This is a genomic window from Streptomyces sp. NPDC005408 (assembly GCF_040606445.1).
Lineage (GTDB): Bacteria > Actinomycetota > Actinomycetes > Streptomycetales > Streptomycetaceae > Streptomyces.
The window spans coordinates 1-22714 of sequence record NZ_JBEXEX010000062.1; the positions used below are offsets into that span (position 1 = coordinate 1).

Sequence of the window (22714 nt, forward strand, 5' to 3'; positions counted from 1 at the left end):
CCACTGCGCCTGGCGAAGTACGGAGTACCGCTCGCCGAGACGGCCCCGGCGGGGCTGGCCGCGGCGGGCGTCGAGCCGGTGCTGCTGCCGCCGGTGCCGCAGATGAGTGTGGAGCGTCTGGATGCCAATCCGGACGTCGCAGCGTCCTTGCCCGGACCGGAGCGCTCCTCAGATACGGGACCCGCCTTTGAGGATGGCCGCGGCCCTGAAGCGGGTCCGTGGTTCACGTCCATGTCGAAGGCTCGCCCGCACCGTCAGGGCGACGCGAGTGAGGCGGCGGGGCACGATGGCCTGCAGTACAAGCAGGAGTCGGATCCGGCAGCCACACGGGACGATCCGGCAGCAGACACCGACGGGCTCGGGGATGCAGTCGGAGGCGAACTGCCGCAGTCATCGGCGGAGGACACGTACTTCCAGGGCTTCGCGCAGTTCGTTGACGAGTACGGCATGGTCCCCAACGAGGGCCAGCTCGGCCCGTACATGGCCACGCTGTACGGGCCGTTCGGCCCCATCGGCGGTTGGCTCACCGAGGGCGAACTCGGGCACATCCTGCCGCACTTCGTGCAGCGCTACGAGGCCGAGCGACTCAACGCCCCACAGCTCACCACGCTCCTGCCCAAGCAGGCTGCGCGCGTCGAAGAGGTCAGCGCCGGCCTCGATGCCCCCGACCAGGTGGGCGAGGCGCCAGTGGTGCCGCCTGCCCCTGAGCCTGCGCGGCAAGACGAGCAGGTGCCGATTCCGCCCCCGGGCGGCGCAGCGGACCCGACGGTCGGTGACTTGACCACCGTCGACCGCTACTACGTGGCGTGGATGACGTATCAGCAGCAGCACGATCGTGAGCCGAGTGACGGCGAACTCTCCCAGTTCCTGGCCGCGCAGGGGATAGGCGTCCGCGGTGGTGATCCGGTCAACCCGAGCACGCTGCGCCGCTACTTCCTCCCGTTCCGCATCTACGCGCAGTGGGGTCGGCAACGCTCGGAGCACGAGAGCCCGCGGATCGACCTTCTCCTCAAGGAACTCGGCGAACTCGGCGTCAAGGGCCAGTACGGGCGCCCGATCACCTCAGAGTTCGTGGAGAAGCTCCTGCCCGACTTCGAGCGCCGCTGGCGGACCTTTGCCGCAGTCTGGTCGGTCACCCCTGCTTGAACCGGCCTACCTCGTCCATGAGCCGTAAACCGGCACAATCCGAGGCTAGGTGCCCTAGCCTGAACGAAGGCCCCGGGCCGAGGCGGTGTCCCCCCGTCACCGCCTCGACCCGGGGTCATACGCACCGCAGACCGCAGGACCGTGAGCAAGGCCCCCGCGGTGATCCGTGCTCTGCGCATCTCTCCAGATGCCGTCGTCGCGGCGCATCAGCTCCCGGGTGCACAGACCGCTGCAGCTGCAGGATCTTGCGCAGTACATCGGTGGCACGCCGGAACGAGCGGTCTACAACCGCATGCACTCCTCCACGGCCACGGTAAGGGCGCCGATCTCGGCCTTCCTCCCACCCTGACCGTGTGGGCTCTCGCCTGCGTCGGCCGCGGACTTGACCTTCCGTACTTGTTCCACGGACACGTGATCATCACAGGGCGGGAAGCCTCCAGCGGGGGAGTCACGGCACTCGATGCGCACCTCGCCGGGCACGTGCACACCACTGCGCAGATCGGGCGCGAGACGCTCGCCGACTGGAGACAACGCCCGCCCCTCTCGGACTCGGCCGCAGTGGTGGAGCTCCTCGCCTATGTGCGCCACGAGTTGTCCGCAGTGCGCACCGACTGGTCTGCGCAGCGCTCTTGATCATTTATGCGCAGTGGCCAACCATCCAGGTCAGCGCACTGCGCAATGTACGAATCCGTGATCGAACCACATCGCACAGCCCAACCTCTGAACGGTCACGGCACTGCGCACAGACATCCGATAGCGGACGGCAGCTGGCTCCCAGGCGATCGGGTGCGTTGTCGCGGCAGTGGAGACTCATCGACAAACTCGATGACTCGGAGGAAGCCGAGGGATCACTGAGAAGTACCTGGCAGGTGCCCGTGCCGGCTTGCGGCGGTGATCCGAGCGAGATCGCTGGCCCTTCCCCGGCTTGAACGTGTTTCTGCAGCCTGCCGCGGCCGAAGACTCCGCTGCGCACGGGGAGGGTGTGCACTGGGCAGGGAAGGTGGCCGCAGATGCGCACTTTCCATCAGTGGCAGCGGCGTGTGTCGGCGTACACGTGAACGTGCCCAGCTGCGTACGGATGAACGTGCCCAGCTGGTGATGTGCCGAGGCCGGTGGATCGCCCGCGCAATACCCGCGCCCACGACGAAGGCCCCGACCGGTGATCGGGGCCTCTCGTGGCCGACTACACCTCGTTGAAGCCACGCGACGCGTCGTAGATGTCAGTCTCGATGACGACCACGAAGAAGCGCGTCACGACGTAGTGGACCATTACGTGGTCTTCCCAGGCCGCGCGCGTCACAGCGTCGCTCGTGTAGGCAAGGTGGCTGTCGGCGCCTTCAGGCTCAGCTGCGATCCTGTCGACGAGACGCAGGAACTTCTCCCGATCTGCGGCCGGCATGTAGTCGCGAAACCGCACAACCTGCTCGGTGAACTGCACGCGTCTCTTCATCGAGGCAAGATTCTATGGACACGGCCAAGGCCCCTGCCGGGAATATCAGCTGGGGCCTACTCGCCTGCTGGTAGCTCAGGCGGCGGCCTTCTCCCGGATGTCGGAGACGAGGCCAGATTGTCGAGCTCCAGGATGGTGCGGCAGTCGCCGCACGTCTACTCGATGCCGCCGTTGCCGAGCTTCTCGGCGGTGTCGTCGTCGCAGCAGACGGGGATGCCATCAAGCCCGGCGCCGTCGGCGATCTCCAACTGAGCACGTTTGTCTGTACTCGTTGAGCACTTTCTCAAGTACGCCTACAGCGTGTGCTTTCGGCGCGTTGAAGGTGCCGGGTCCCAGCCGGTGGGGCAGTCCTCAGCTTCGTGCAGTTTGGGCAGCGTGCTGTGGGGTGGGCCGGTCGGAGAGGACCAGGGCGATGGTCTGCTCGGTGAGCGGCTCCATGGAGATGTCGCACGAGCGGGTGACCTGCTGAACGCGGGCGACGGCTCTGCGAACCCCCGGAGTGTTCCCTGCGGCCCATTCGATGTGCATCCAGTCCCGGTAGAGCACTTCGGCGGTCTCGTCGATGTCCAGGCCGCGCAGTGCTGCTTGCCGGGCGGCATCCAGGTCCGGGGTGTCGCTCTCGGCGTGCCAGGTGGCCAGGGTGTGTGCGACGTCAACGATGCGGGAGTGCATCTCCTGCTGGATGGAGTCCGCCCATGGGTAGTCCTGGCCGTCGAAGGGCTTGCCCCTGATCAGGCCAAGTGCGTTCTCCAGCTTCGGGATTCCGGCGCTGGGGCCGGCGGCCAGTCCCAGTGCGGCCAGCTGCTGGAAGTGGTCCCAGTCCGAGCGCACGCCGGGGTGGAAGACGTAGCCGGTCCTGGGCCGGGGTAGGTAGGGCTGGCCGTCGGGGGCGGTGCCGAACCGGGAGCGGATTTCCGACAGCCGGGACTGCAGGGTGCGCGGCGACCAGGGAGAGGCCGGGTCCATTGCAGTGCACAGGGTCTCGGCGGTACGGCCGGGCCGCAGATAGATCAGTGCTGCCAGCGCGGCAACCTTGGGGCCGTGGCCGGAGCTGGTGACCCCGGTGACCTTCAGCGGCCCCAGCACGGCGACCTCCGGCGCGTTCGGGTCGTCGCCGTCGTCGTGTGGAGGGTCGGCGAGGGGCGCGGGTTCGCCGTGCCCGTCCGGCGTGGTGGGGACGTCGTCTGTGGGCTCGGCGGCCGCGGTGTCCTCGTCTGGGCTCGCGCCGTCGTGGTCGGCTGCGGGTGTGGGCTTGAGCAGCCGGATCCGGGACGGGTCTGCGGATGCGAGCCCGGGGAAGGGGTTGCCGGGATCCGCCTCGCGGTCCTCACCGCCGTTGTGCAGGAGCAGGGGGTGTGGTGCGGGCCGTGGCGCGGTGGCCGCCAGGTTGTGGTCCTCGGCGAGTTGCCAGGTTCCGGTGGCGGGTTCGGCGGGCTGGTCGGCGACCTCCAGTGCGTGGACGTACTGCCGGTACTGGTCGTCGGTGAGCCGCTGCAGCTGCACCGGACCGCCGCCAAGATGCGGAAGGGCGATCGGCATGTCCGGTGCCGCTGCGATCTGTTCGGCGTCCGGGAAGGCATGCCGTGTGGCCTCGCTGGCTGGGAGGACCACCGTGACGGGCAGGTCCCGTGCTGCAGAGACCGCGTCGGCGAGCTGCCAGGCCTGCTCGGCGTCGACGTCGCCGGCGCAGATCAGGATCCAGTGAAGCGGTTCCGGAGCATCTTCGGGACCGCGGCTGCGTTGATGTGCTTCGACCAGCAGGGCGCCCAGGTCGGCGACTACGGACGGCAGATGAGGCATGGTCCGCACCCGGCCCTTGGGCAGGAGCGTGGCCAGCCGGGTCCCCAGGCCGACGGTGATGATCTCGGTGTGGTCGCTCCAGCTGCAGGTGCCCGCCTCCAGGGCCAGAGCCCGGGCGACCGCGAGGATGTCGTCGGCCTGGCCGTCGAGCAACAGGGCTCCGGTGTGCAGCAGGTTGGCCAGCAGCAGGGCGCCGTCCTCGGTGGCGCCGAGGGTGACCAGGCTGGGGTAGGGGGCGGGAACTTCCCCGGCCGCGTCGCCGTCCAGCAGCGGGGACTCCGGATCACGTACCCATGTGCCCGGCACGTCGCCGGCGGCGAAGGGCGGCAGGAGTTCCGTGGCGGGGTCGTCAAGGATCAGCTGCACGGTCCGGTCGGTGACGCGGGCCCCGCGCACGGTGGGCAACTCCCGGCCCGCGGCGTGGGCGTGATGGGCCAGGGTGCGCAGTACCGTGTCGAGCAGCGCGACCCCGGCAGGCTCGGCACTGGCGGTGAGGACCTGCTCCAGCCGGGTCGGGTCTTCATCGATGGCGATCGTCTCGCCTGCGCGGCGCTGGCGTTGCTGCAGGATCCGCTTCACGCCGAGGGCCCCGGCCAGCGAGGCGGCCAGCAGCGCGCCGATCCCGACGGCCAGCGCCACCTTCTGCGTCGTGTCGCTAGAGCCTTCATCAGGGCCTGTGGGGGTCGGGGGAGTTGCGGTGGCCGGCTCGTTCGCCTGGGGGCGGTCGGTGGGCTGACTGGTCGGGGAGGCTGGGGCGTTTGTTGCCGCGGGGCTCGGCTGGCTCGGCGCGGGCCGGGCCGGGCTCGGGGTGGCGCTTGCGGTCGGCCGACCGCCGCCGCCCTCCTCTGGGGTGCTGGCGCTGGGCGTGGCCGATGCTGGCGGTGTGGTCGTCGAGGGCGTGGCGGAGGGCGGGGCGGCCTGGTCGTCGTGCGCGTCATCGTGGTGACCGGGCCGTCGATGGCCGGTTCCACTGTTGTCGGTGTCACTGTCGTGGCGGGGGGCGTCTGCGGCCGGGAGGTCGAGATGCTGGCCGGGGTAGATGAGGTCCGGGTCGGTGAAGTGGCGGCCGCCGGGCTGGGCTTCGCCCTCGTTGAGCCGGAAAATCTTGGGGTACTTGGTGGCGTCGCCGAGCTCGGCCTGGGCGATCTGCGACAGGTTGTCGCCAGGCTGAACGGTGTAGTGGGTGGTGCCTTGCGCGTCGGTGGTGCGGCCGGAGCGGTCACCTTGGGCGTGCATGTCGGTGCTGTCGGATGCGGCGGTCTCGGTGAGCACCGCTTCGCCGGGCAGGCGCAGTGTCCAGCCAGGCTGGATCGGGGAGTCGGCGTGGAAGACCTGCCCGTCGGCCATGGTGTGGCCGTCGTTGAGATGGGCGATCTCCTCCCACCGGTTGCCGTGCCCGAGCCGTGCTTGGGCGATCGACCACAGGCTCTCGGCCGGCCGGACGTTTCGCACCGTGTGCGTGACCGTCCGCTGCCCTTCCGCGTCGTGAAGGGTCTCGGGCGAGGTGGCCGGGGCTCTTTCTGCGCTCGCCGCGGGGTGGGCGGTGGCAGTGGTGGCGGCCTGGGCAGGAGTGGCGGAGGATGCCAGGGCCGTACCGGTCGGCAGCGCCAGCAAAATGGTGCCGACCAGGGTGGCGGCGGTCCGCTGGCCGATGAGCAGCCGCAGTTGCGGCGCGGTGCGGCCTCGCAGCTGCGCGGGGATCTCCACCAGCACGGACAGTGCGAAGAGCACCCAGCCGATCCAGCCGACCACGGCCAGCGCCAGAATGAAGACCTGTCCGGAGTCCTGCGTGGACAGCAAGTGGCCCAGGGCCTGGATGCCGGAGGGCGCGATGACGGCGGTGCCCCACCACAGCAGCGCGGGCAGGCCGGTCAGCAGCACGACCAGGACCACGAAGCTGACCAGGCCCCGCAGCACGGTGGCCACTGCGGCGCCTGTGCGGCGGGCAGGGGCCTGGTGGCGCCGCGGACCGGTGGGGGAGGGCTGGGGCATGGCTTGGGGGCCCTTCTCGTGCTGGTCGTGCCGGGTCACTCGGGTTGATCCGCGCCGTGCAGCAGCGTTGCGGTTCCGTGGCCGGTCACGCTCATGGATCCGATGCCGACCACAGGCAGAAACTTGGTCTCGTACGTCTCGGTGACAGTGACCGTCACCTGGGTGCTGTCCTCGGAGGTGCTCACCCGGCCGCTCACCCCAGCCCTGTTCAGGTAGGCGTAGGCGGCTGCCGTGGCTGCCTGCGGGTCGACGCGGATCGCGGCGCCGGTGATGGCCGCGCCCGGGTCGATAGCCTGCCCTCCGGCGCGAGCAGCCTCCAGCGCGAGGGCATCGGCGCGTTCCGTGGCGCGCAGTTTCCCGCCCCCGTCCAGAACCAGGCCGATGATGGCGAGCAGAACGATCGTGCAGATCGTGGTGAACACCGCGATCCCCCCGTGGTCCCGCCGCATGTCGCGGTTCAGCCGCGAAAGGATCGACATCTTCTAGCCCTCCCGTATCCGAAGCCCGAGCAGTGCATGTCCCCGCCGGCTGCGGCGTGTCGCTACCGGCGGCCTGTGAGGCTTAGTGCGGCACATCCGGTCGTGTCGGCAGGGGGAAACGTGGCGTGGATACGGTTGCGTCCGGGCATGGCTGGGCGGAACAGCCGTCCTGCTGGTACTGGCCGCGGTTGTGTGGCTCCCGCGCTTGGTCTATCCACCACTCCCATCCCGCGACCTGGAGCAAGTGGCGGGCGGAGAAAGGCAGATCGAGCTGCAGCAAGCCCAGTCCCACCTGCAGAACGCATTCCGCGGCCAACTGCTGCAAGGCCTGGGTGGGCTGGTCGTGGTAGCAGGCGCCGCCGCTGCCTGGCAGCAGCTCCGCCTCGCCCGCGACGGCCAGATAACGGATCGCTTCACCCGGGCGATCGATCACTTGGGCAGCGACACGCTTGATGTTCGGCTGGGAGGCATATACGCCTTGGAGCGTGTGGCGATGAATTCCCCGTCCGACCGGCAGACCCTCACCTTCATTCTTTGCGCGTTCGTCCGTGGGCACGCGCCCTGGAACGGCGGCACACCGGACGGGCCGCCCCATCCCACCCCCACGGTGGATGATCGGATGCCCTGGTTGAACAGCCGCGCCCCTGACGTGTGGGCTGCCTTGCGCGTGCTGGGCCGCCGCCCCACGCACCCGCAGGAGCGGCCATTGTTCTTGGCACATGTGGATTTGCGCAGCGCGGCGCTGGCAGGGGTGCGACTGGACGGCGTGAACCTGCGGCACTCGAATCTGGCGCGGGCATGGATGCCCGGGGTCAACCTGGAACGCAGCCAGTTGGTGAACGCGGATCTGCGACGGGCGAACCTCCAGGAAGCACGGATGGCGCATGCTGATCTGCGCCGTGCTCATCTCCAGGGCGCCGACCTGCAGAGGGCGAGCCTGCGTGGCGCTGACCTGCGGGGTGCCAACCTGTCGGATGCTTTCCTGGACGAAGCCGACCTGACCGATGCCCGCACTGATGACACGACGGTCTGGCCCGACGCCTAGCGTGGCGCGTAGAGGGTGGAACGATCGGATGGGCCTGACACCTCGTTCTGGGGCCAGTTGCGCCACCTCCGTCCGCTGAACCGAAGTCGCATCGTGTCGCCCAACCACCATGCCCATATCTCGGGCCGCGGCTGTCGGCGACGCGGAAGCGCCGACGACGGCCAGGTCCGGGATGCCAAGCCATACGGAAGGCAGGAAGAGTGAACCGCGCACCGAACCCGTGCAGTCAGACACCACCGTCACGCCCTTCGATATCTGAGTTCGGCAGCGAGGACACCTCGGAATTGGTGAACCCCAGAGCTTTCGATCGGTATGCGTCAACTACGGAAGAGAAGCTGCTCGTCAGCGTCTTTGACCCGGGGGTGCCCGGCAGGAGAAGGTCCGAGATGTCGAGCGTGCAGGTGACGCGGACGGTGACGTAGCCGACCTGGCCGATGGGTACGTTCAGTCCTCCGGCGTCGACGGACACACTCGTCGACGCGCATGTGATGCCCTGATCGTTAAGGGACCGGGCGGCCGCCTCGGACGCGGCGGACTTGGCTGCGCCGTAGGTGCGTTCGATGGACGCTGCCCGCGCGGCGTCCTCCGCGGCGGCGTCAATCTTGCTGCCGGAAATCACGAGCCGTCCGGCAGCAATCGCCATACACAGGAAGGCGATCAGCAGCGGGACGACGATGGCGGCCTGGATCGCCTCGCTGCCCCGGTCCTCGCGCAGCCGGGCGCGCCACGATGCCGACAGGGCTCTCATGGTGTCGTCCAGCGTTCTCGGGTGCCGGACGCGGACTGCGAGACGCGCAGTCCGGAGATGCCCGGCAGCATGGACGGGGCGGTGCCGGTCACGGTGACCTGCATGGTGTCGGCGGTACTCCCGGCGGTACTGACCCCGGAATCGCGCAGGCTGTCTCCGGCGATCCGGGTCAAGGCCTCCCGGGCTCGGGCTGCGCCGTCTGATGGGGAGGCCTGATAGGCGCGGCCTGCGGACACCCCTTCACGGGCCGCGGTCAGCGCGATGTTGCGGGCGTGGAACCACATGCCGACCTGCACCACGGCGATGGTGAGCAGGATGATGAACGGGAAGACGATCGCCATCTGGATCGACGTATCTCCCCGCTCACCCTGGGCACGGGCTCGTATCGCGGCTGCCCACCGCCGCACGCGGATCACTGCGTATCTCCCCCTCACGCTGTCTCAGATACCGGAGAGCACGCCGTTGTACTTGGCGACCACGACGGCGATCGTGCCGGCGATGGCCAGGGCGCCCGCGACGGCGGCGACCCAGATGATGACGGTGGTGATGGAGATGTCGCCCCGGTCGCGGCCGCGGGCTTGCCCTTTCTGATTCTGGGCGCGGATCCACTGGGCCGCGGCGGACAGTCGGACGGCGATCTTGTGCATGGTGCGTGCTCCTTCGATGCTCTGGTTCAGGTGTTCAGGATGCGAATGACCGCGGGGAACGCGATGAGCAGCATGACCAGGACGGCGAGGAACGCGCCGGGCGCGGTCATCTTCTCGGAGTCCGCATTGGCCTCGGTGGCTTGATCCGCGAGCAGTTCCGTGCGCAGGTTCTTCGCCCGTGAGCGCAGCGTGGCGTAGACGGAGGCGCCGTCATCACTGGACTGCCGCATGATCGCGGCCACGTCGTCCAGGACCGGCAGGTCCAGCTCGGTGGTCAGCCTCTGCAGCGACTCCCAGTGCGGCACTTTGTCCACCCTCGAGCGCGTCAGAGCCTCCTGGATCCGGTCGAACGCCCAGCCCTCGCCTACTTCGGCGGCTTGTTCCATGGCCTGCTCGGCGCTGGTGTTCCCGGCCCGCCGCAACGCCACCAGATCCAGATAGGCCGCCATCGCGTGGGCGAACTCCTCGCGGGCCCGCCGAGCCTGGTCCCGCAGCGCCAGGTCCGGGGCGAACCACAGCAGAGCCGCGAACAACAAGCCGACGACGGCGGGCAGATAGAACGGCAGGCCGAGCAGCAGGAAGGGAATCGTCGCCACCGGCGGCAGCAGCAGCCCGGCCCCGGCCAGCGCCACCTTCGTCAGCAGGAACCGCCCCGGCGACTGGCCGACCAGCGCCAGGTCTTTACGCGGGATCCGCACCCCGGGAAGCCCCGCAAGGTGCTCGACCAGCCAGGCCCCCCAGCGCTCGTCGCGGTCCGCGCTGAGCATCTGCGGGCTGGGCGGGGCCGGGTGGTTCAGGCGCTGCAAGGCGGGCCCCAACGCGGGGGCGGGCCACGCCAGTTCGTTGATGAGCATGGCCACCCCGGCGCCGACCGTGCAACCGGCGATGACCGCCCCGACGGGGATCACAGGGCCTCCTCAAAGACGACCGACCCGTCTCCGGCCGCAGCCGACTGCACGGTCACGCGGCTGCCCGGGTCGGCGATCAGGAACCGGGGGACCGGCTTGTGATCGGCGAGCTGCCGCATCCAGGCCAGGCCCCCGATGAAGCCCGCGGACAGCAGAGCGAGCACCAGCTGCCCGAGCAGGCTTCCGTACGGGGCGGTGTAGCCGGGCACCAGCATCCCCACCCCGACCAGGCCCAGCGTGATGATGGTCATCCATCGCACCGTGGTGCGGGGCTTGGCCCGGTCTGCCTCGATAGCGCGCCGCTTGGCGACCTCCTCGTGAACCGATTCGGCGAGGTCATCCAGTGCCTGCGCGAGACCGGGCCCGCGGTCGGAAGCGGACAGGATCAGCGCGGCGACCACCTTGTCGGCCGTCACGTCGTCCAGCGCGTTGCCGAACTCGCGCAGCGCATCCGCCGAGCGCCAGCCGACCTGCAGCCGGTCGACCAGGTCGCTGACCTCGGCCGCGATCGCGTCGGGGGCGCCCTTGCGGGACACCTTCAACGCCTCGTCCAGGCCTCGCCCGAGCCGCAGGACGTTGCTGAGCCGCTGCGTCCAGTCCCCCAGCGCCTCCAGCTTCCCGATTCGGGTAGCAGCGCCCTTGGTCGGTGCCAGGAGCCAGGGCACGCCCACGATCGCCAGCATCAGCAGCACGCCGGCGACGAATACCCCGGTGACCAGCCACAGCAAGGCTCCGGCGACGGCGCCCGCCACCAGGCGGTTGCGGCGCCGCATGCGCGCGTCCTGGTCGGCCTGTCCGGTGCGTGCCCGCAGCCGGGCGACCAGGGAGGGGCCCTTGGGCTGGGTGGTGCCGACGATGCCCGCCACCAGACCGACCAGGCCGGCGGAGAGGGCGAGTCCGGCTATCACCCACAGCAGCAGTGTCCTCACAGGGACGCCTCCTGGACCATCAGCGGCAACAGCCCGGGCCAGGTGCCGCGGGGCGCGTTCAGCAGGTCGGAGTCGAAACCGGTCCGGCGCAGGTCGTTGATGCACCGCGGGTGCATCAACGGCACCGCCCGGGGCTCGTCCCACTCCGGGCGCGGCCCGAAGATCGTGTTGGTGTCGGGGCGGCCGCCCTCGCCGATGCCCGTCACTTCCAGCACGTGGGACAGGAACCGGTGCCGGTGCCCGCCGATCTTCGTTTCGTCGAGGGAGTTGACGAACACGATGAAGTGCAGGCCGTTGGCGGCCTGCCGGTAGGCCAGCTGCTCGGACATGTTGGTCTGAGCCAGCAGGTACAGCTCCGCGATCCGGTCGAAGACCACCCTTGGGTGGATGGCGTGCAGGGTGCACAGGTTGCCGCCCTGACCGTTCGTCATGGCTTGCAGCATCGCCACGATCTCCGGCCCGCGGACCTCACCGACCACGATCCGGGCCAGCGACATCCGCAGCGCCCGGTACATCAGGTCCATCAGCGAGATCTCGCCCGCGTTGCGCCCGTCGACCCGCTCGCCATTGGACTGACGGGCCTCCATCGGCACCACCTGCCGGTGGAAGCCGTTCTCGTGGGCGAACAGCTCGAACTCTGTTTCCAGGGTGGCAAATCGCTCGGTGGGATCGATCTCCTTGAGCAGCGCGCGCAGCAGCGTCGTCTTGCCCGCCGCCTGCCCACCGACGATCATCACGTTCTTCTCGGCGCGGACACAGGCCCGCAGGAACTGCTCCAGCGTCGTGTCGAGCATCCCGAACCGCACCAGGTCATCCAGGGCGGCGTGGCGCATGCTGTGCCGGCGGATCGTGACATAGGTGCCCGGAGTGACGTCGATGACGGCCTGCAGCCGGGAGCCATCGGCCAGCCGCAGCGCCAGGAACGGGTCGGCGGTCGACAGGCTGCGCTCGCTCTGGCCGGTGGTGCGCCTGGCCAGATCCCGCAGCAGCTCCCGCAGCTCCTCATCCGAATCCGCCACCGGTGCCACCTGGGTGCGCCGCCCGTCGGTGAAGTCCAGCCACACGTCCCGGTACCCGTTGATGAAGATGTTCTCCACGCGCGCGTTGTCCAGGTGCTGCTGCAGCCGCCCGGCCCGGAACTGCAGGTCGAACACCGCCTGGGAGACTGCGGCGTCCTCGGCTGGGGTGGTGGAAACCCCGCGCTTGACCGCTTCCGCGTCGGACCAGATCGCAACCTGCTCATTGATCAGAGCGCGGCCCTGCTGCTCTTGGGCAGCGGTGCTCATCCCCGGCTGGGCGCGCAGCCGGCTCGTCAAACGGTCCCCGACCTCTTTCTTGATCAGCCGGACGGCCGCGTAGTCCACAACGACCTGCGGGACGCCGGCGGCGCCGACCATGCCCGGAGCGTGGGCTTGGGCCTGCCCGGGCTTCCTCGGGTCCCCGCCCCCGTTCGGGACCGGGTGCGGCCGCCCGGGGCCCTGCGCGATCCGGTCGCCGACTGGCGCGACCTGCGGGTTGTGGTGAATCGGGTTAGCGCGCACCGGTCACCGTCCCCCCGCTGCCTGGGCGGGTGAGCCAAGACGGGCACGGCGCATGGCGACCTGTTGCTGAAGCCGGGTCGTCGCTGACCGGGCAGCGCGCATCAGCTCGCACGTCTCGAACTTCCGTGGCTGATCCGCACCATCCGACAGCACCTCGGCCTCGCCCGGCCGCCATGGCAACGTCGCCACCACTTCCGTCTGCAGGTGCTTTTGCACCTCCTCCTTCGGGAACGGCCCACGGTCGATCAGCACGAGACCGATCTCGGCCGCGCTGCCCAACTGCTCACGCATCGCTGTCAGGCGTACCTGCGCGCTCTGCAGACCGCGCAGCGTGTTCCGGGCCACCATCAGGACCACATCCGCGCGTTGCGCCAGGACCGCTGAGGGACCGGACGCGCCGCGCCGCCCCAGGTCGACCAGCACGTCGTGCTGGTGGTTTTCGACCCCGCGGAACAGATGGGCCAGTGGCTCCCACACGGGGCCCATGGAAGAGGCGTGTGCCGGGTCGTAGAGGCCGGGCAGCACCAGCCGGTCCTTGCTGCTGGCGTCGGTGACGTCGACCAACTGCCGCCAAAAGGCCTCGCCCAGCTGGTTCTGCCGACCGGCCAGCGCGAGATTGCGCAGACCGTGTGTATTGCCGAGCGTGCCTTGCAGGGCGCCGGACAGGATCGCGCCGCCGTCCGGATCGCATTCGGCCAGCACGACGCGGTGCCCCGCCTCCAGTGGCCAGGTCAGCAGCAGGGCCATGGCGGTCGTGGTCACACCGGGCGCCCCCAGGCCGCCGGCGAGCGCGATGACGGCCATCAACTGCCCTCTCGGGAGTCGACGATCAGGGCGACATCGCCGGTCGCCACGCGGGAGGCCAGCGCGGGCCCGTCCGTGGCAGGGATGGCAACGTCGACGACCACGATGCCGGTGCCGGTCGCCGGCTTCCCGACCTCGACCACGGTGGCCCGAAGGGTCTTGGGGGCAACCTCGTTGGTGGCCTTGCCGCCGTTGGACACGGCGTCGGGATCCGGGGTACTCACGATCAGAACCTTCTGGCCCGGCGCGAGCGTCGTGGCCGGCAGCTGCGACGGCTTCAAGCTGACTCCGACCAGCTGCTCGCCCGCCCCGATCAACGACTTCTTCGTCACCTGGGCCGGCGCGAGCAGAGACCCGGCCCGCAGGTCGACGGCCGCCCGCTGACCGACCAGGTCATCGGCCTTCGACGCCTTCACGGACTTCACCGCCGGATCCAGCGCGATCGACGCCTCGGCGAGGTCTTCCCTGGTGATCTGCGAACCGACAGGTACGTCCCGGGCCACGACGACCACCGCGGTTCGCTGCCCGGACGTCGCGTAGAGCACCGCACCGGACAGGCCTCCGCCGGCGATCAGCGCAACGGACAAGGCGATCAGGCCGGGCCTGCGGCGACGCTGCTTGACCATCCGCGGTGCCGCGACCGGCCGGATGGACGGTCCGCCCGGGCCCGGCACCTGTACGGCGGGGCCGGGCGCGGGGTGGGTGGTGCCTCTACTCACGGTCTGGTGCCTCCTGGAACGCGCAGGTCTCTAGATCTAGTTGACGGCCTGCGACTCGACGATGGTGAGCTCCACGTCCGAGTCGCGAACCTCTGTCAGCTGGCCGGCCGCTCCGCCCCCGAAGGCAACCCAGTCGACACTCCACGTCGCGGTCGCCGTGACCTTGTACGTCCCGGCCGGCGACTTGCTCGACGGCTGGTTGTAGACGTGACCGCAGTCCGGTGAATCCTTCAACCCGTACGACGTCTTATAGACCGTGCCGGGACCGGCGCACGCGACGGTCGTGCCGTCGCCCATCTGCCAGACGACCTTCGACACCGTGGCGGTCGCGGTGACGGTGATTCCGCCCGCGGAGGCACTCGCGGTGTTCGGGCCCCAGGTCGTCAGCCCCTGGTTGGCCGCCATCCACACCGGCATCCCCACCAGGCCCTTGCCGCCCGGCTTCGGGTTGATGTTGATGTCGGGGCCGGTCAGCGTCATCTTGTCCACGGCCTGCTGCGCCAGCACCGCCGGGTCGACCCCCGCGTCGGCAGGCGGCGGCGCCGCCCAGAAGATGTCAATCGCTTGGGCCGCGCCGTTCAGGCAGCCGCGTACGTAGACCGCGCCGTCACCGGGCTGATGGCCTTCCCACATCGGGCTTCCGGCAGGAGGCTGAGGATCCATTCGCGTCGCCTCACAGACCGGCTTCGCGGGCTTGCTCCCCACGGGCGTGGCAGGCTTGTCGCCGGGCGACGCCGGTTTTCCAGGCACCTGAGAGATCACGCAGATATCTGAGATGCTGCCCGCACAGTGTCCGGCACCGCCGCCGCCCGGATCGTCCGCGTAGGCGGGCAGCGGGGCGAGCAAGGACAGGGACAGGGCTGAGCCGACGGCAGAGCAGCGAATCAGCAGGCGCGCGCCTTTGACGTGTCCGTCAAGACCATCCATTGCTTCCCCCACTTCTCGAGCGTGACGTCTTTGATGTAGCGCTTGAGCTGGCCCTTCGGTGCTGGCAATGTCTTGCCGGTTGCGCGGTTGACGACCTTCCAGTTTGTGACGTCGACGCAGTCCTTGACGGTGGCCTTCGGGATCTTCCCGGTGAGATCAAGTGTGCTGACCTCGGCGTCGCTGACCGGGGCACCCGTGGCGACGTTCCCCGCGCTCTTCAGGCTCAACAGATCGACCGTGACCCGGCCGAGAGCGTCGGCTGTGACGTACTTCTTGAGGTCTGTGCCGTCGGCGCTGGCCTTGGCGTACGCCTTGACCTGCTCTTCGCGGTAATGCGCGTACGCAGAAAGGGCATGAGCCTTCTCAGCGGCCTGCGGGTCCGAACTCGCCGACGACTTCTTCGGTGCCGGTGTACTGCTCGTGGGCGCCGGGCTCGTCGCATCGTCGCTCTTGTCACCACTGCCACACGCGCTCAAGGTGAAAGCCGCGCATCCGGCAAGCGCCAAGCCAACAAGATGATTCCGGGTGCGAAGTACACCGCGCTTCGGTCGTGCCTTTCGTACCACTGCGCCTCCCCGTACGTTTTCGACGATGTGCTGGCGACCTGCGAAGCGGTGCGCTGCGTGGTGATGCAGTTGCGTGCTGAACGGCTTCACAAGACCGCGTTGCACATGCACATGCTATGTACCTTCGACTCAACAGCCCAGCTCGTTTGACCGGTTCACGGGAGTGTGACGCCCTAAATCCCGCATCACGCGACGCAGCGCCGCACCCGATCACTGATCCGTTCCGATCTGCCAGCCCGCCTTTGGGCTGCCCCCCAGCCACTGCACGGCCTGGTCGACGCGATCACGGTACGGGCGCATCACAATGCGCGGTACTGCACCAGTGCACCGTCTGCTCGCACTGACCTTTCGGTGTGCACAATCACCGTGCAATACAGGCTCAGCGACGCGGCATCAATGCACCAACTGCCACTCCCAGCCCCTCGGGTGTGCACCAGACAACGTCCACTTGAGGTTCCCGTCCCCTGCCCCCATGCCTCATCAGCCGAGCCGCGCCCGGTTAGGTGTTCACAGAGGCGCGATTCCGAAACCCTGCATCACGGGACACACGGCGAAGCGAAATCACCGGCCCGCCCGCGGCTTTCGGCAGGAGCACTTGCGGGCGCGCCCGTCCGCACCGGAGACCCACCCGTAGTCGCACTCGGCGCAGCACGGTTCCGGCTCGACACACCGCGGTACAGCAACAGGCGGGGTCCAGTGCTCCAAATGGCGTTCCAAATCCAACCAGTTGGGCTGGCGCGCCATGTCAGCGGCAGCCTGCAGCAGGACCTCCTCCGGCATGCCCGAGGCCGCCAGTGCCGCGGCTGCCCGCGCCACCCGCTTGCGTCCCAGCACCGGGACCGAAATCCTCCGCCGCTCCCGGGCCTTGGCCCACGCATCCGCCACCCGGTCACCCGCCGCCCGGGCATCCGCGATGACCAGCGGCGCCGCCGCCGGCCCCGCGCCGCCGGCGGCCGCCACGAGGGGCGACAACGCAGGCACCACGGGCAGTCCCTGCGCTCTGTGGGGGGCAGGGGTCTCTCTCTTCCTTTCCTCTCCCTGGCCGGTGCCCGGATCCCGCCATCCCGGCCTGTCGTGGCAGAGAGAGAAGAGTCTTGTAGGTGAAGTGTTCTTTCTTTAGCTGACGGGGCTCCGGCGATCGGCTCACCGACCGTCGGAAACCCGTCGGTCGGTGCCACCTGCGGGTCTTGCGCATGTGCGCTGGCCGCACCCGAGTGACGGGATCCCGTCACTCGGGCGGGCAGTGACGCAGGCCCCCGATTCCGTGCCGGGGCGGGTCCTTGCTGAACGGACTTGCTGCGTGGGTCGAGCCAGACCGGCTCGACCCGGATCGCTCGCGCGCCGACCACGTCGCTGAGCATGCCGTCAACGTCCTCGCGGCTGAATGGCATGTCGGCAACCGAGAATTCGGTTCGCCATGTGCCGGTGCCCGCGTCCTGGATCTTCAGCTTGACCACGTAGCCGCACGTCACCAGATTGCGCATGGCCCCGGTCAATGCCTCACGGCCGGGCCGGCGCTTGCGCGCCAGGGAGGCAACGGTGAACTCGGCACCGTCCGGGCAGCGCAGGGCGACCGCCAGCAGTCCGACGTCCAGGACGCTGAGGCGCAGGTCGTCGACCGCCCGATTGTCCAGGGCTACGAAACGCGGCGGGCGGGTACGGAGTTTCTTCACGTGCTACAGGTCCATCCAGGAGCGGCGGTCGGCGGGTCCGGCCAGCGGTGTCCACACGGCCGAGGACGGGCCGTGCTCTTCGAGGTCCTCGAGGACAGCGGCGCCGAGTTTGACCTGTCCGGCCAGCTGGGTGACCAGCGGGTGTCCGGCGGTCATCGCTCGCAGGTCGTCGATCCGGCGCTTGAGGCTGGGGGCGGACGCTCCGGTCAGGATGAACAGGACTCTGGGGAAGCGGGGGTAGAAGCGTTGCCAGGCGAGCATCGCGGCCTGGTCGGCGACGGTGCCCCGGCGCCCGACGGGCTGGGGGGTGTAGTCGTGGAACCGGGCGTAAGAGATGAGTTTCCGGGCGAGTCGTTCGGAGGACATGGTGGCGCGGTCGATCTCGGTGAATGCCCGGTACTGCAGCCTGCGTGGCGCCACGGCGGTGTAATGCAGGACTGCGTCGGCGACGAGTTTGTCCTCACCGCCGGTGTCGGGGAGGCGGTGGCCGATCTCGGGCACCCAGTCCAGTGGTCCGTATTCGTCGCCGCGTCGGCGGGCATCGGCGAGGAACGCGAGATGGGCGCGGACCGCGGTGAGGGTGTGCGCGGCACGTAGCGAGGCTTCGGTGGCACTGGCCGGCTGCCTTAGGGCGCGACCACGCAACTCCGGCCACCCGGCGGCAATACGGGCGCCCCGGGCGGTGAGGAACCAGGCCCGCAGCCGGCCGCTCAGCACGGTGTAGGAGACCAGCTTGTCCTCCCGCAGCGCACTCAGCACGTTGGACGTGCGAGTCCGCAAGTTGCCGGGGTTAAGTAGCTGGTGCATCTGCGGGGTGGTGACCAGGCGGTGCTGGGCGAGCAGCGCCATGGCCCGGTGAGCGGCGGTGTCCTCCGTGCTGGGCTGCAGCTCCGGTCCGGCGTCATCCATGCTCTCGATTTCAGAAGCGTCGGTGTCGAATTCGGGGCTCATACGTACTGCTCCTGGGACTGGTTGCCATCGGTTGAGGTGTCCGGGCCGCCCGTGCCGGGCTTGCCCGACCCGTCACCGGTCCCCGATCCGGGGCCGGGACGGGTCAGGAAGGAACGAACGGAGATCTCGTGGCTGGAGGCGACGGCGGTGAGGGAGGCCAGCGGCCGGGCCCCGGTGTTGGTGTGCGCGGCCGCCAGCAGGGCGCGTACCTTGCCCGGCCGGGCCAAGTTGCCGAAGACTTCGTTCAGTTCGGGTCCGCGGATCAGCAGCGGCCCGACCCTCTTTCCGGCCACGGTGAACGACGCCCAGTGGTGGTAGCGGTCCAGCTCGACGGCGTCTGCGGGGTTGACCTGGCCGCCCCACTCGTCAGTGATGTGCCGGATCGCCTCGATGGATCCGGCCGTGGTGGACAGGCAGGAGGCGTTCTGCAGCAGCGCGGTGCGGACATCGGAGCTGAGCCGGTGCAGCAGCTGCGTCATGCCGTGCATCCGCACGCCGAACTTGCGTAGCTGTTCGGTGATTTCCGCCAGAGAGGAGGATGCGGCACCGTCCAGGGAAATCAGCTCGTCCAGGTAGAGGCGGAACGAGCGCCGCTCGCGCGCGGGGGTGTCGCGGCGGGACAGTCCGGCCCGGAGCAGGTCCCGCACGAGCAGCGACACCAGCAGTCGGTCTGTGGGGCTGGTGCCGGCCGGGCAGATCCAGACGACTTTGGAGCGGTCCATGGCCTGGCGGATGTCGTAACTGCCGGTGGGGGAGCCGAGGAAGGCCTTGATGACGGGGGAGGCGGCGAGCCGGTCCAGCGGGTTGAGGACGGTCGGCAGGGCGTCTTTCGGGATCTCGGGGAAGGACGTCATCCACCAGCGGGCGGCTTCCGCATCCAGCCTGTCGACGACGAGCTTCCTGAAGACCGGGTCGGTCAGCAGGGGACGGATCTGGAAGACGGTGGCCTGGCAGTCCTCTGATTTGGCGGCGACCGCCTGGGCGTTGACCGCGACCAGGGCTTCGATGGCCTTGGTGAGGATGGTGATGGCCCGAGGTGCGTTGGCATCCCCCCAGCCCAGGGACGTGGCGAAGGCGTCGACGGTCGCGGCGACCACCTCGTGCGGGGCCTGGGCGCCGGTCATGCTCAGCGGGTTCCAGCACGCCAGGCGGTCCTGCGGATCCCGGATGGTCAGGTCGAACAGCCAGGCCCGGCGCATGATGCCGCCATGCGCGAGGTAGGGAGCGACAGTGGCCCACGAGTCGCGGTGCGGGTCGACGAACGCCAGCCCGCGGCTGCCGTGTGCGGACGCGACGGCCTGGACCAGGGCGCGCATGGTCTTGCCCCAGCCGGCCTTGCCGACCTGCACCTCGAACAGGGTGTCCTCCTCGCGGGTGGCGACCAGGCGCTCCCGGCCGTCCGGCCCCCGGTACCAGCCCTGCGGCAGCAGATTCTTGCCCGGCGCGTAGGTGGGGATGTCGCCGGCCAGCAGCGGCAACCGGGCATGCACGGTGGGCGGCTTGAGCAGACCGGTGAGCTCCTCGATGCGGGCCCACGAGTCCCGCGCGGGCCTAATCAGTCCGCTGGTCCACCGTTCGTCGAACCGCACCCGCCAGGGCCACCGGTCCGGGCCGAGCCGCAGCGGACCGAGCGAGAAGCCGAGCGACGAAAGCCGGGTGCGCGCGGCGTAGACGTCGAGAGCGGCCTCGATGTGCCGCAGGCGTCGCTCGGCGCGGCCGACTGTGTCGGAGGCGCAGCGCACCAGCAGCTGGACCCGCACCAGGCCGGTGTCCTCGACCAGTTTGCCCAGCGCCTTGTCGCGGTCGACCCGTGGCGGCCGCGGCGTCATCAGCAACCTGCGCCCCTCGCCGCCGCGCTTCTCCTGGGGGACGGTCAGTTTGGTGAGCTGCCAGGACAGGGCGTCCTCCATGGTGGCGGCGTCCTGTGTCATCCACCGCGCCTCCCGCCGCGACTGGCGGCGAGCCTGCTGGCGGGCGGTGTCGATGACCTGCCAGCGCCGGGCGCGGAGCCGCCACGTGGCGGCGGGGGAGATGTCCAGGCACACCTCGGCGAGGTCACCGAGATCGGCGCGCAGGTCGGCGACGGCGTCGATCAGCGGCTGCAGCGGGTCCGGCTCCAGCGGCACGTCCCGCAGCCGGGCCCCTGGGGTGCCGTGCAGCGCGAACACCGCCCGCACCGTATGGGTGCACTTCTTGTGGGCGACCGGCCGGGCGGGCTCGGTGCGCACCCGGGCGTAGGGGGTCTGCAGCAGCAGATGCTTCGCAGAGGCCGGGCCCTCGATCCGGTACGACAACGGCTTCGTGTCATCCGCCCGCAGCCGGATCCGTACGGTCCGCGCGTTGCGCGGTGTCCACCACGGGCCGGCGCTCGCGGCGCGGATCAGCTGGGCGCCGAACCGCAGAATCTCCTCACCGGTCGTTTCGAACTGCCGAGAGGGTTGCAGCTCGACGTAGGTCCGCTTGCGCAGGGCCTTGGCGGCGAGGCGGTGTTGCAGTACGGCCCAGCCGCACCAGGCCGCGGCGGCGAGCAGCCCCAGCCACCAGGCGTTGTCGTACAGCCAGTTCGTCGCCGTCCACGCCCACTGGGCGAGTCCGACTGCGATGTCCCAGATCAGCTGGGGCGCGGAGGCGAGCATTACCGAATCGGGTTCCATGTGTCTCCTTCCAGGGTGAAGCGGACGGTCGCGGTGCGGCCGTCCAGGTAGGTGCCGGACGGGTCGGCTCCGGCCCACACCAGGCGCACCACCGCCGCGTTGGTGGTGCCGGGGTGGGAGCTGTCGCGGCGGGCGATCGCCGCTTGGATCCGCACCCGGCCGTACGTGGCCTGCGGGTGGGGGCCGGTGAAGTAGTGCGGCCACTGCTGGCGGCCGGTGCCGGTGACCCGGGCCGTCCACACCGCCCGCCCAAGGGCCGTGAGGCTCTTTGCCGCGGCTGGGGGCAGATCGGGTGGGATGGCTTGGTCCAGGGCCCGTTGCACGATCGGGTCGGCGCTCGGGCCTGATCCCGGCGGCGGGAGCTCGCTCGCCGCGGGCGGCGGCGAAGTCGTCTTCGCCCTTGGTTTCGGCGTGGGGTGGGCGGCGTGGTCCGTCGGCGTGGAGGGGGAAATGCTGCCGGTGCGGGCCGCTGGTGAGTCCGGGCTGGAAGGGGTAGCTGCGGGAGGGTGCGACAAGCCGAGAGCGACCAGGGCACATCCGGCTGTGGCCAGGGCGGCCGCGGCGGCGACCAGGGCACGGTCCGGGATTCGATGCTGTGATGGTGTTGCGAGGGGGGTCATAGGATTCGGGCCCCTCCCGCGTAGTCGGACATCGAGGTGACCGAGTCGACGCGGACCTTCGTGTCGGGCCGGGCGGCGTTGATCATCTGGCCGTTGCCGAGGTAGATCCCGACGTGGTGGATGGTGCTGTTGCTGGTGGGGATGTAGCCGTAGAACACCAAGTCGCCCGGCTTCAGAGCCTTGAATCCGGCGGACGCTGGTATGCGCTTGCCGACGCTGGCCTGGGCTGCCGCCGTGCGCGGCAGTGTCACCCCCGCTTGAGCGAACGCGTACAGGGTGAGCCCCGAGCAGTCGAAGCCGTAGACGATGCGGCCGTCCTGCCCGCCGGGCGAGCAGCACACCCCGGTCGTGGGTCCGTGGGTGCTGCCGCCGCCCCACGAATAGGGCACGCCCTTCTGCTTGAGCGCAGCGGTCAGGACGGTGCGGGCCTTGCCGGTGGCCTCGACCAGGTCCGGCTTCTGCGCGGCCGTGTCGTAGCGCTCGATCCAGCCGAGCACATCCTCCACGTAGGCGTCGGAGTGGTTGTAGGCGAACACGGCCTTCTTCAACTGGCGCTTGTCTCCGAGATTCCGGCCCTGGCCGCACAGGTAGACCGCTGCGGCCAGGGCCGCGTCATCGGCGTTGTGCGGGTCGACGACCTTGTCCTTGTTGCCGTCCTTGCCATAGCTGCGGAAGGTCTCGGGCAGGAACTGGAAGGGGCCAACAGCCCGCTCGTAGCGGCTGTCGCCGTCCCACCGTCCGCCGTCGGTGTCAGGGAACGCGGTGGTGTTGCCGCCGGCACCGGAACCGTTCAGCACGGGCCCGAGGATGTGCGGGGTGATGTTCCCGCCCGCGCTGATGCTGTGGCCAGTTGCGTGGTTGGACTCGATTCGCGCGATACCGGCGAGGATCTGCCACCGCATGCCACGGCATTTCGGCACGACGTCGGTGTCGCCGGTGGCCGCGTTCGTGTAGGCGGCGAGCATCCGCTCGGGAATCCCCACGGCCGCGCCGCTGATGTGGTCCTCCGCCGCGGAGTCGCTGCCGCTGCCGAGGGCGGCCGCCGCGGACATCATCGTGATCAGCGGCCCGGCGCAGCCCGCCGCGCACACAAGCAGCAACACCAGGACACATCC

General features: G+C 69.7%; 19 protein-coding genes and 1 pseudogene. 3 read left to right on the top strand and 17 right to left on the bottom strand.

Annotated elements, in window-relative coordinates; translation table 11 throughout:
• Together ABZS64_RS34285 and ABZS64_RS34290 are read left to right on the top strand one after the other, a co-directional pair.
• Positions 1 to 1146, top strand: a pseudogene (locus tag ABZS64_RS34285) (hypothetical protein); the annotation flags it as partial.
• Positions 1147 to 1542: 396 nt separating this feature from the next.
• Complete coding sequence (locus ABZS64_RS34290) at positions 1543 to 1779, top strand: hypothetical protein (protein ID WP_355838121.1); 237 nt, start codon at positions 1543 to 1545, stop codon at positions 1777 to 1779.
• Positions 1780 to 2329: 550 nt separating this feature from the next.
• Here the strand turns inward: ABZS64_RS34290 and ABZS64_RS34295 are convergent.
• From ABZS64_RS34295 to ABZS64_RS34305, 3 genes are all read right to left on the bottom strand, one after another.
• Positions 2330 to 2584, bottom strand: coding sequence for a hypothetical protein (locus ABZS64_RS34295; protein WP_355838123.1), 255 nt, complete (start codon positions 2582 to 2584; stop codon positions 2330 to 2332).
• A gap of 363 nt (positions 2585 to 2947) precedes the next feature.
• Positions 2948 to 6388, bottom strand: coding sequence for a LysM peptidoglycan-binding domain-containing protein (locus ABZS64_RS34300; RefSeq protein ID WP_355838125.1), 3441 nt, complete (start codon positions 6386 to 6388; stop codon positions 2948 to 2950).
• 35 nt (positions 6389 to 6423) lie between these two features.
• On the bottom strand, positions 6424 to 6867 hold the full coding sequence (locus ABZS64_RS34305; RefSeq protein ID WP_355838127.1) for a pilus assembly protein TadG-related protein: 444 nt from the start codon (positions 6865 to 6867) through the stop codon (positions 6424 to 6426).
• Between the two features lie 244 nt (positions 6868 to 7111).
• Between ABZS64_RS34305 and ABZS64_RS34310 the strand changes: the two genes are divergently transcribed.
• Positions 7112 to 7912, top strand: a complete 801-nt coding sequence (locus tag ABZS64_RS34310) for a pentapeptide repeat-containing protein (protein ID WP_355838129.1) — start codon at positions 7112 to 7114, stop codon at positions 7910 to 7912.
• A gap of 226 nt (positions 7913 to 8138) precedes the next feature.
• Here ABZS64_RS34310 and ABZS64_RS34315 read toward each other — a convergent pair whose 3' ends face one another.
• The 14 genes from ABZS64_RS34315 to ABZS64_RS34380 all read right to left on the bottom strand — a co-directional run bounded on the left by ABZS64_RS34315 (position 8139) and on the right by ABZS64_RS34380 (position 22702).
• Positions 8139 to 8660 carry a TadE/TadG family type IV pilus assembly protein gene (locus ABZS64_RS34315; RefSeq protein WP_355838131.1) on the bottom strand — a complete coding sequence of 174 codons (522 nt, stop codon included), beginning with the start codon at positions 8658 to 8660 and terminating at the stop codon, positions 8139 to 8141.
• Complete coding sequence (locus tag ABZS64_RS34320) at positions 8657 to 9001, bottom strand: TadE family protein (protein WP_355838133.1); 345 nt, start codon at positions 8999 to 9001, stop codon at positions 8657 to 8659. Before ABZS64_RS34320 ends, ABZS64_RS34315 begins: the two co-directional genes overlap by 4 nt.
• A gap of 99 nt (positions 9002 to 9100) precedes the next feature.
• Positions 9101 to 9307 carry a hypothetical protein gene (locus ABZS64_RS34325; protein WP_355838135.1) on the bottom strand — a complete coding sequence of 69 codons (207 nt, stop codon included), beginning with the start codon at positions 9305 to 9307 and terminating at the stop codon, positions 9101 to 9103.
• Positions 9308 to 9333: 26 nt separating this feature from the next.
• Entirely contained in the window at positions 9334 to 10215 is an 882-nt protein-coding gene (locus ABZS64_RS34330) for a type II secretion system F family protein (RefSeq protein WP_355838137.1), read from the bottom strand.
• Entirely contained in the window at positions 10212 to 11144 is a 933-nt protein-coding gene (locus ABZS64_RS34335) for a type II secretion system F family protein (protein ID WP_355838139.1), read from the bottom strand. The genes ABZS64_RS34330 and ABZS64_RS34335 overlap by 4 nt, the downstream gene beginning before the upstream one ends.
• Complete coding sequence (locus tag ABZS64_RS34340) at positions 11141 to 12541, bottom strand: CpaF/VirB11 family protein (RefSeq protein ID WP_355838141.1); 1401 nt, start codon at positions 12539 to 12541, stop codon at positions 11141 to 11143. Before ABZS64_RS34340 ends, ABZS64_RS34335 begins: the two co-directional genes overlap by 4 nt.
• Positions 12542 to 12688: 147 nt before the next feature.
• Entirely contained in the window at positions 12689 to 13489 is an 801-nt protein-coding gene (locus ABZS64_RS34345) for a hypothetical protein (protein WP_355838143.1), read from the bottom strand.
• Positions 13489 to 14208, bottom strand: a complete 720-nt coding sequence (locus ABZS64_RS34350; RefSeq protein ID WP_355838145.1) for an SAF domain-containing protein — start codon at positions 14206 to 14208, stop codon at positions 13489 to 13491. Before ABZS64_RS34350 ends, ABZS64_RS34345 begins: the two co-directional genes overlap by 1 nt.
• Positions 14209 to 14244: 36 nt before the next feature.
• Complete coding sequence (locus ABZS64_RS34355) at positions 14245 to 14871, bottom strand: ATP/GTP-binding protein (protein ID WP_355838146.1); 627 nt, start codon at positions 14869 to 14871, stop codon at positions 14245 to 14247.
• Positions 14872 to 15092: 221 nt separating this feature from the next.
• Positions 15093 to 15641: a hypothetical protein gene (locus tag ABZS64_RS34360; protein WP_355838147.1), complete on the bottom strand. Its 549-nt coding sequence runs from the start codon at positions 15639 to 15641 to the stop codon at positions 15093 to 15095.
• A 1736-nt stretch (positions 15642 to 17377) separates the two neighbouring features.
• On the bottom strand, positions 17378 to 18325 hold the full coding sequence (locus tag ABZS64_RS34365) for a replication-relaxation family protein (protein ID WP_355838148.1): 948 nt from the start codon (positions 18323 to 18325) through the stop codon (positions 17378 to 17380).
• Complete coding sequence (locus tag ABZS64_RS34370; protein WP_355838150.1) at positions 18322 to 20979, bottom strand: ATP/GTP-binding protein; 2658 nt, start codon at positions 20977 to 20979, stop codon at positions 18322 to 18324. Before ABZS64_RS34370 ends, ABZS64_RS34365 begins: the two co-directional genes overlap by 4 nt.
• Positions 20961 to 21302 carry a hypothetical protein gene (locus ABZS64_RS34375; protein ID WP_355838152.1) on the bottom strand — a complete coding sequence of 114 codons (342 nt, stop codon included), beginning with the start codon at positions 21300 to 21302 and terminating at the stop codon, positions 20961 to 20963. Before ABZS64_RS34375 ends, ABZS64_RS34370 begins: the two co-directional genes overlap by 19 nt.
• 293 nt (positions 21303 to 21595) lie before the next feature.
• Positions 21596 to 22702, bottom strand: a complete 1107-nt coding sequence (locus tag ABZS64_RS34380; protein ID WP_355838153.1) for a bifunctional lytic transglycosylase/C40 family peptidase — start codon at positions 22700 to 22702, stop codon at positions 21596 to 21598.
• Between the last annotated feature and the right edge of the window lie 12 nt (positions 22703 to 22714).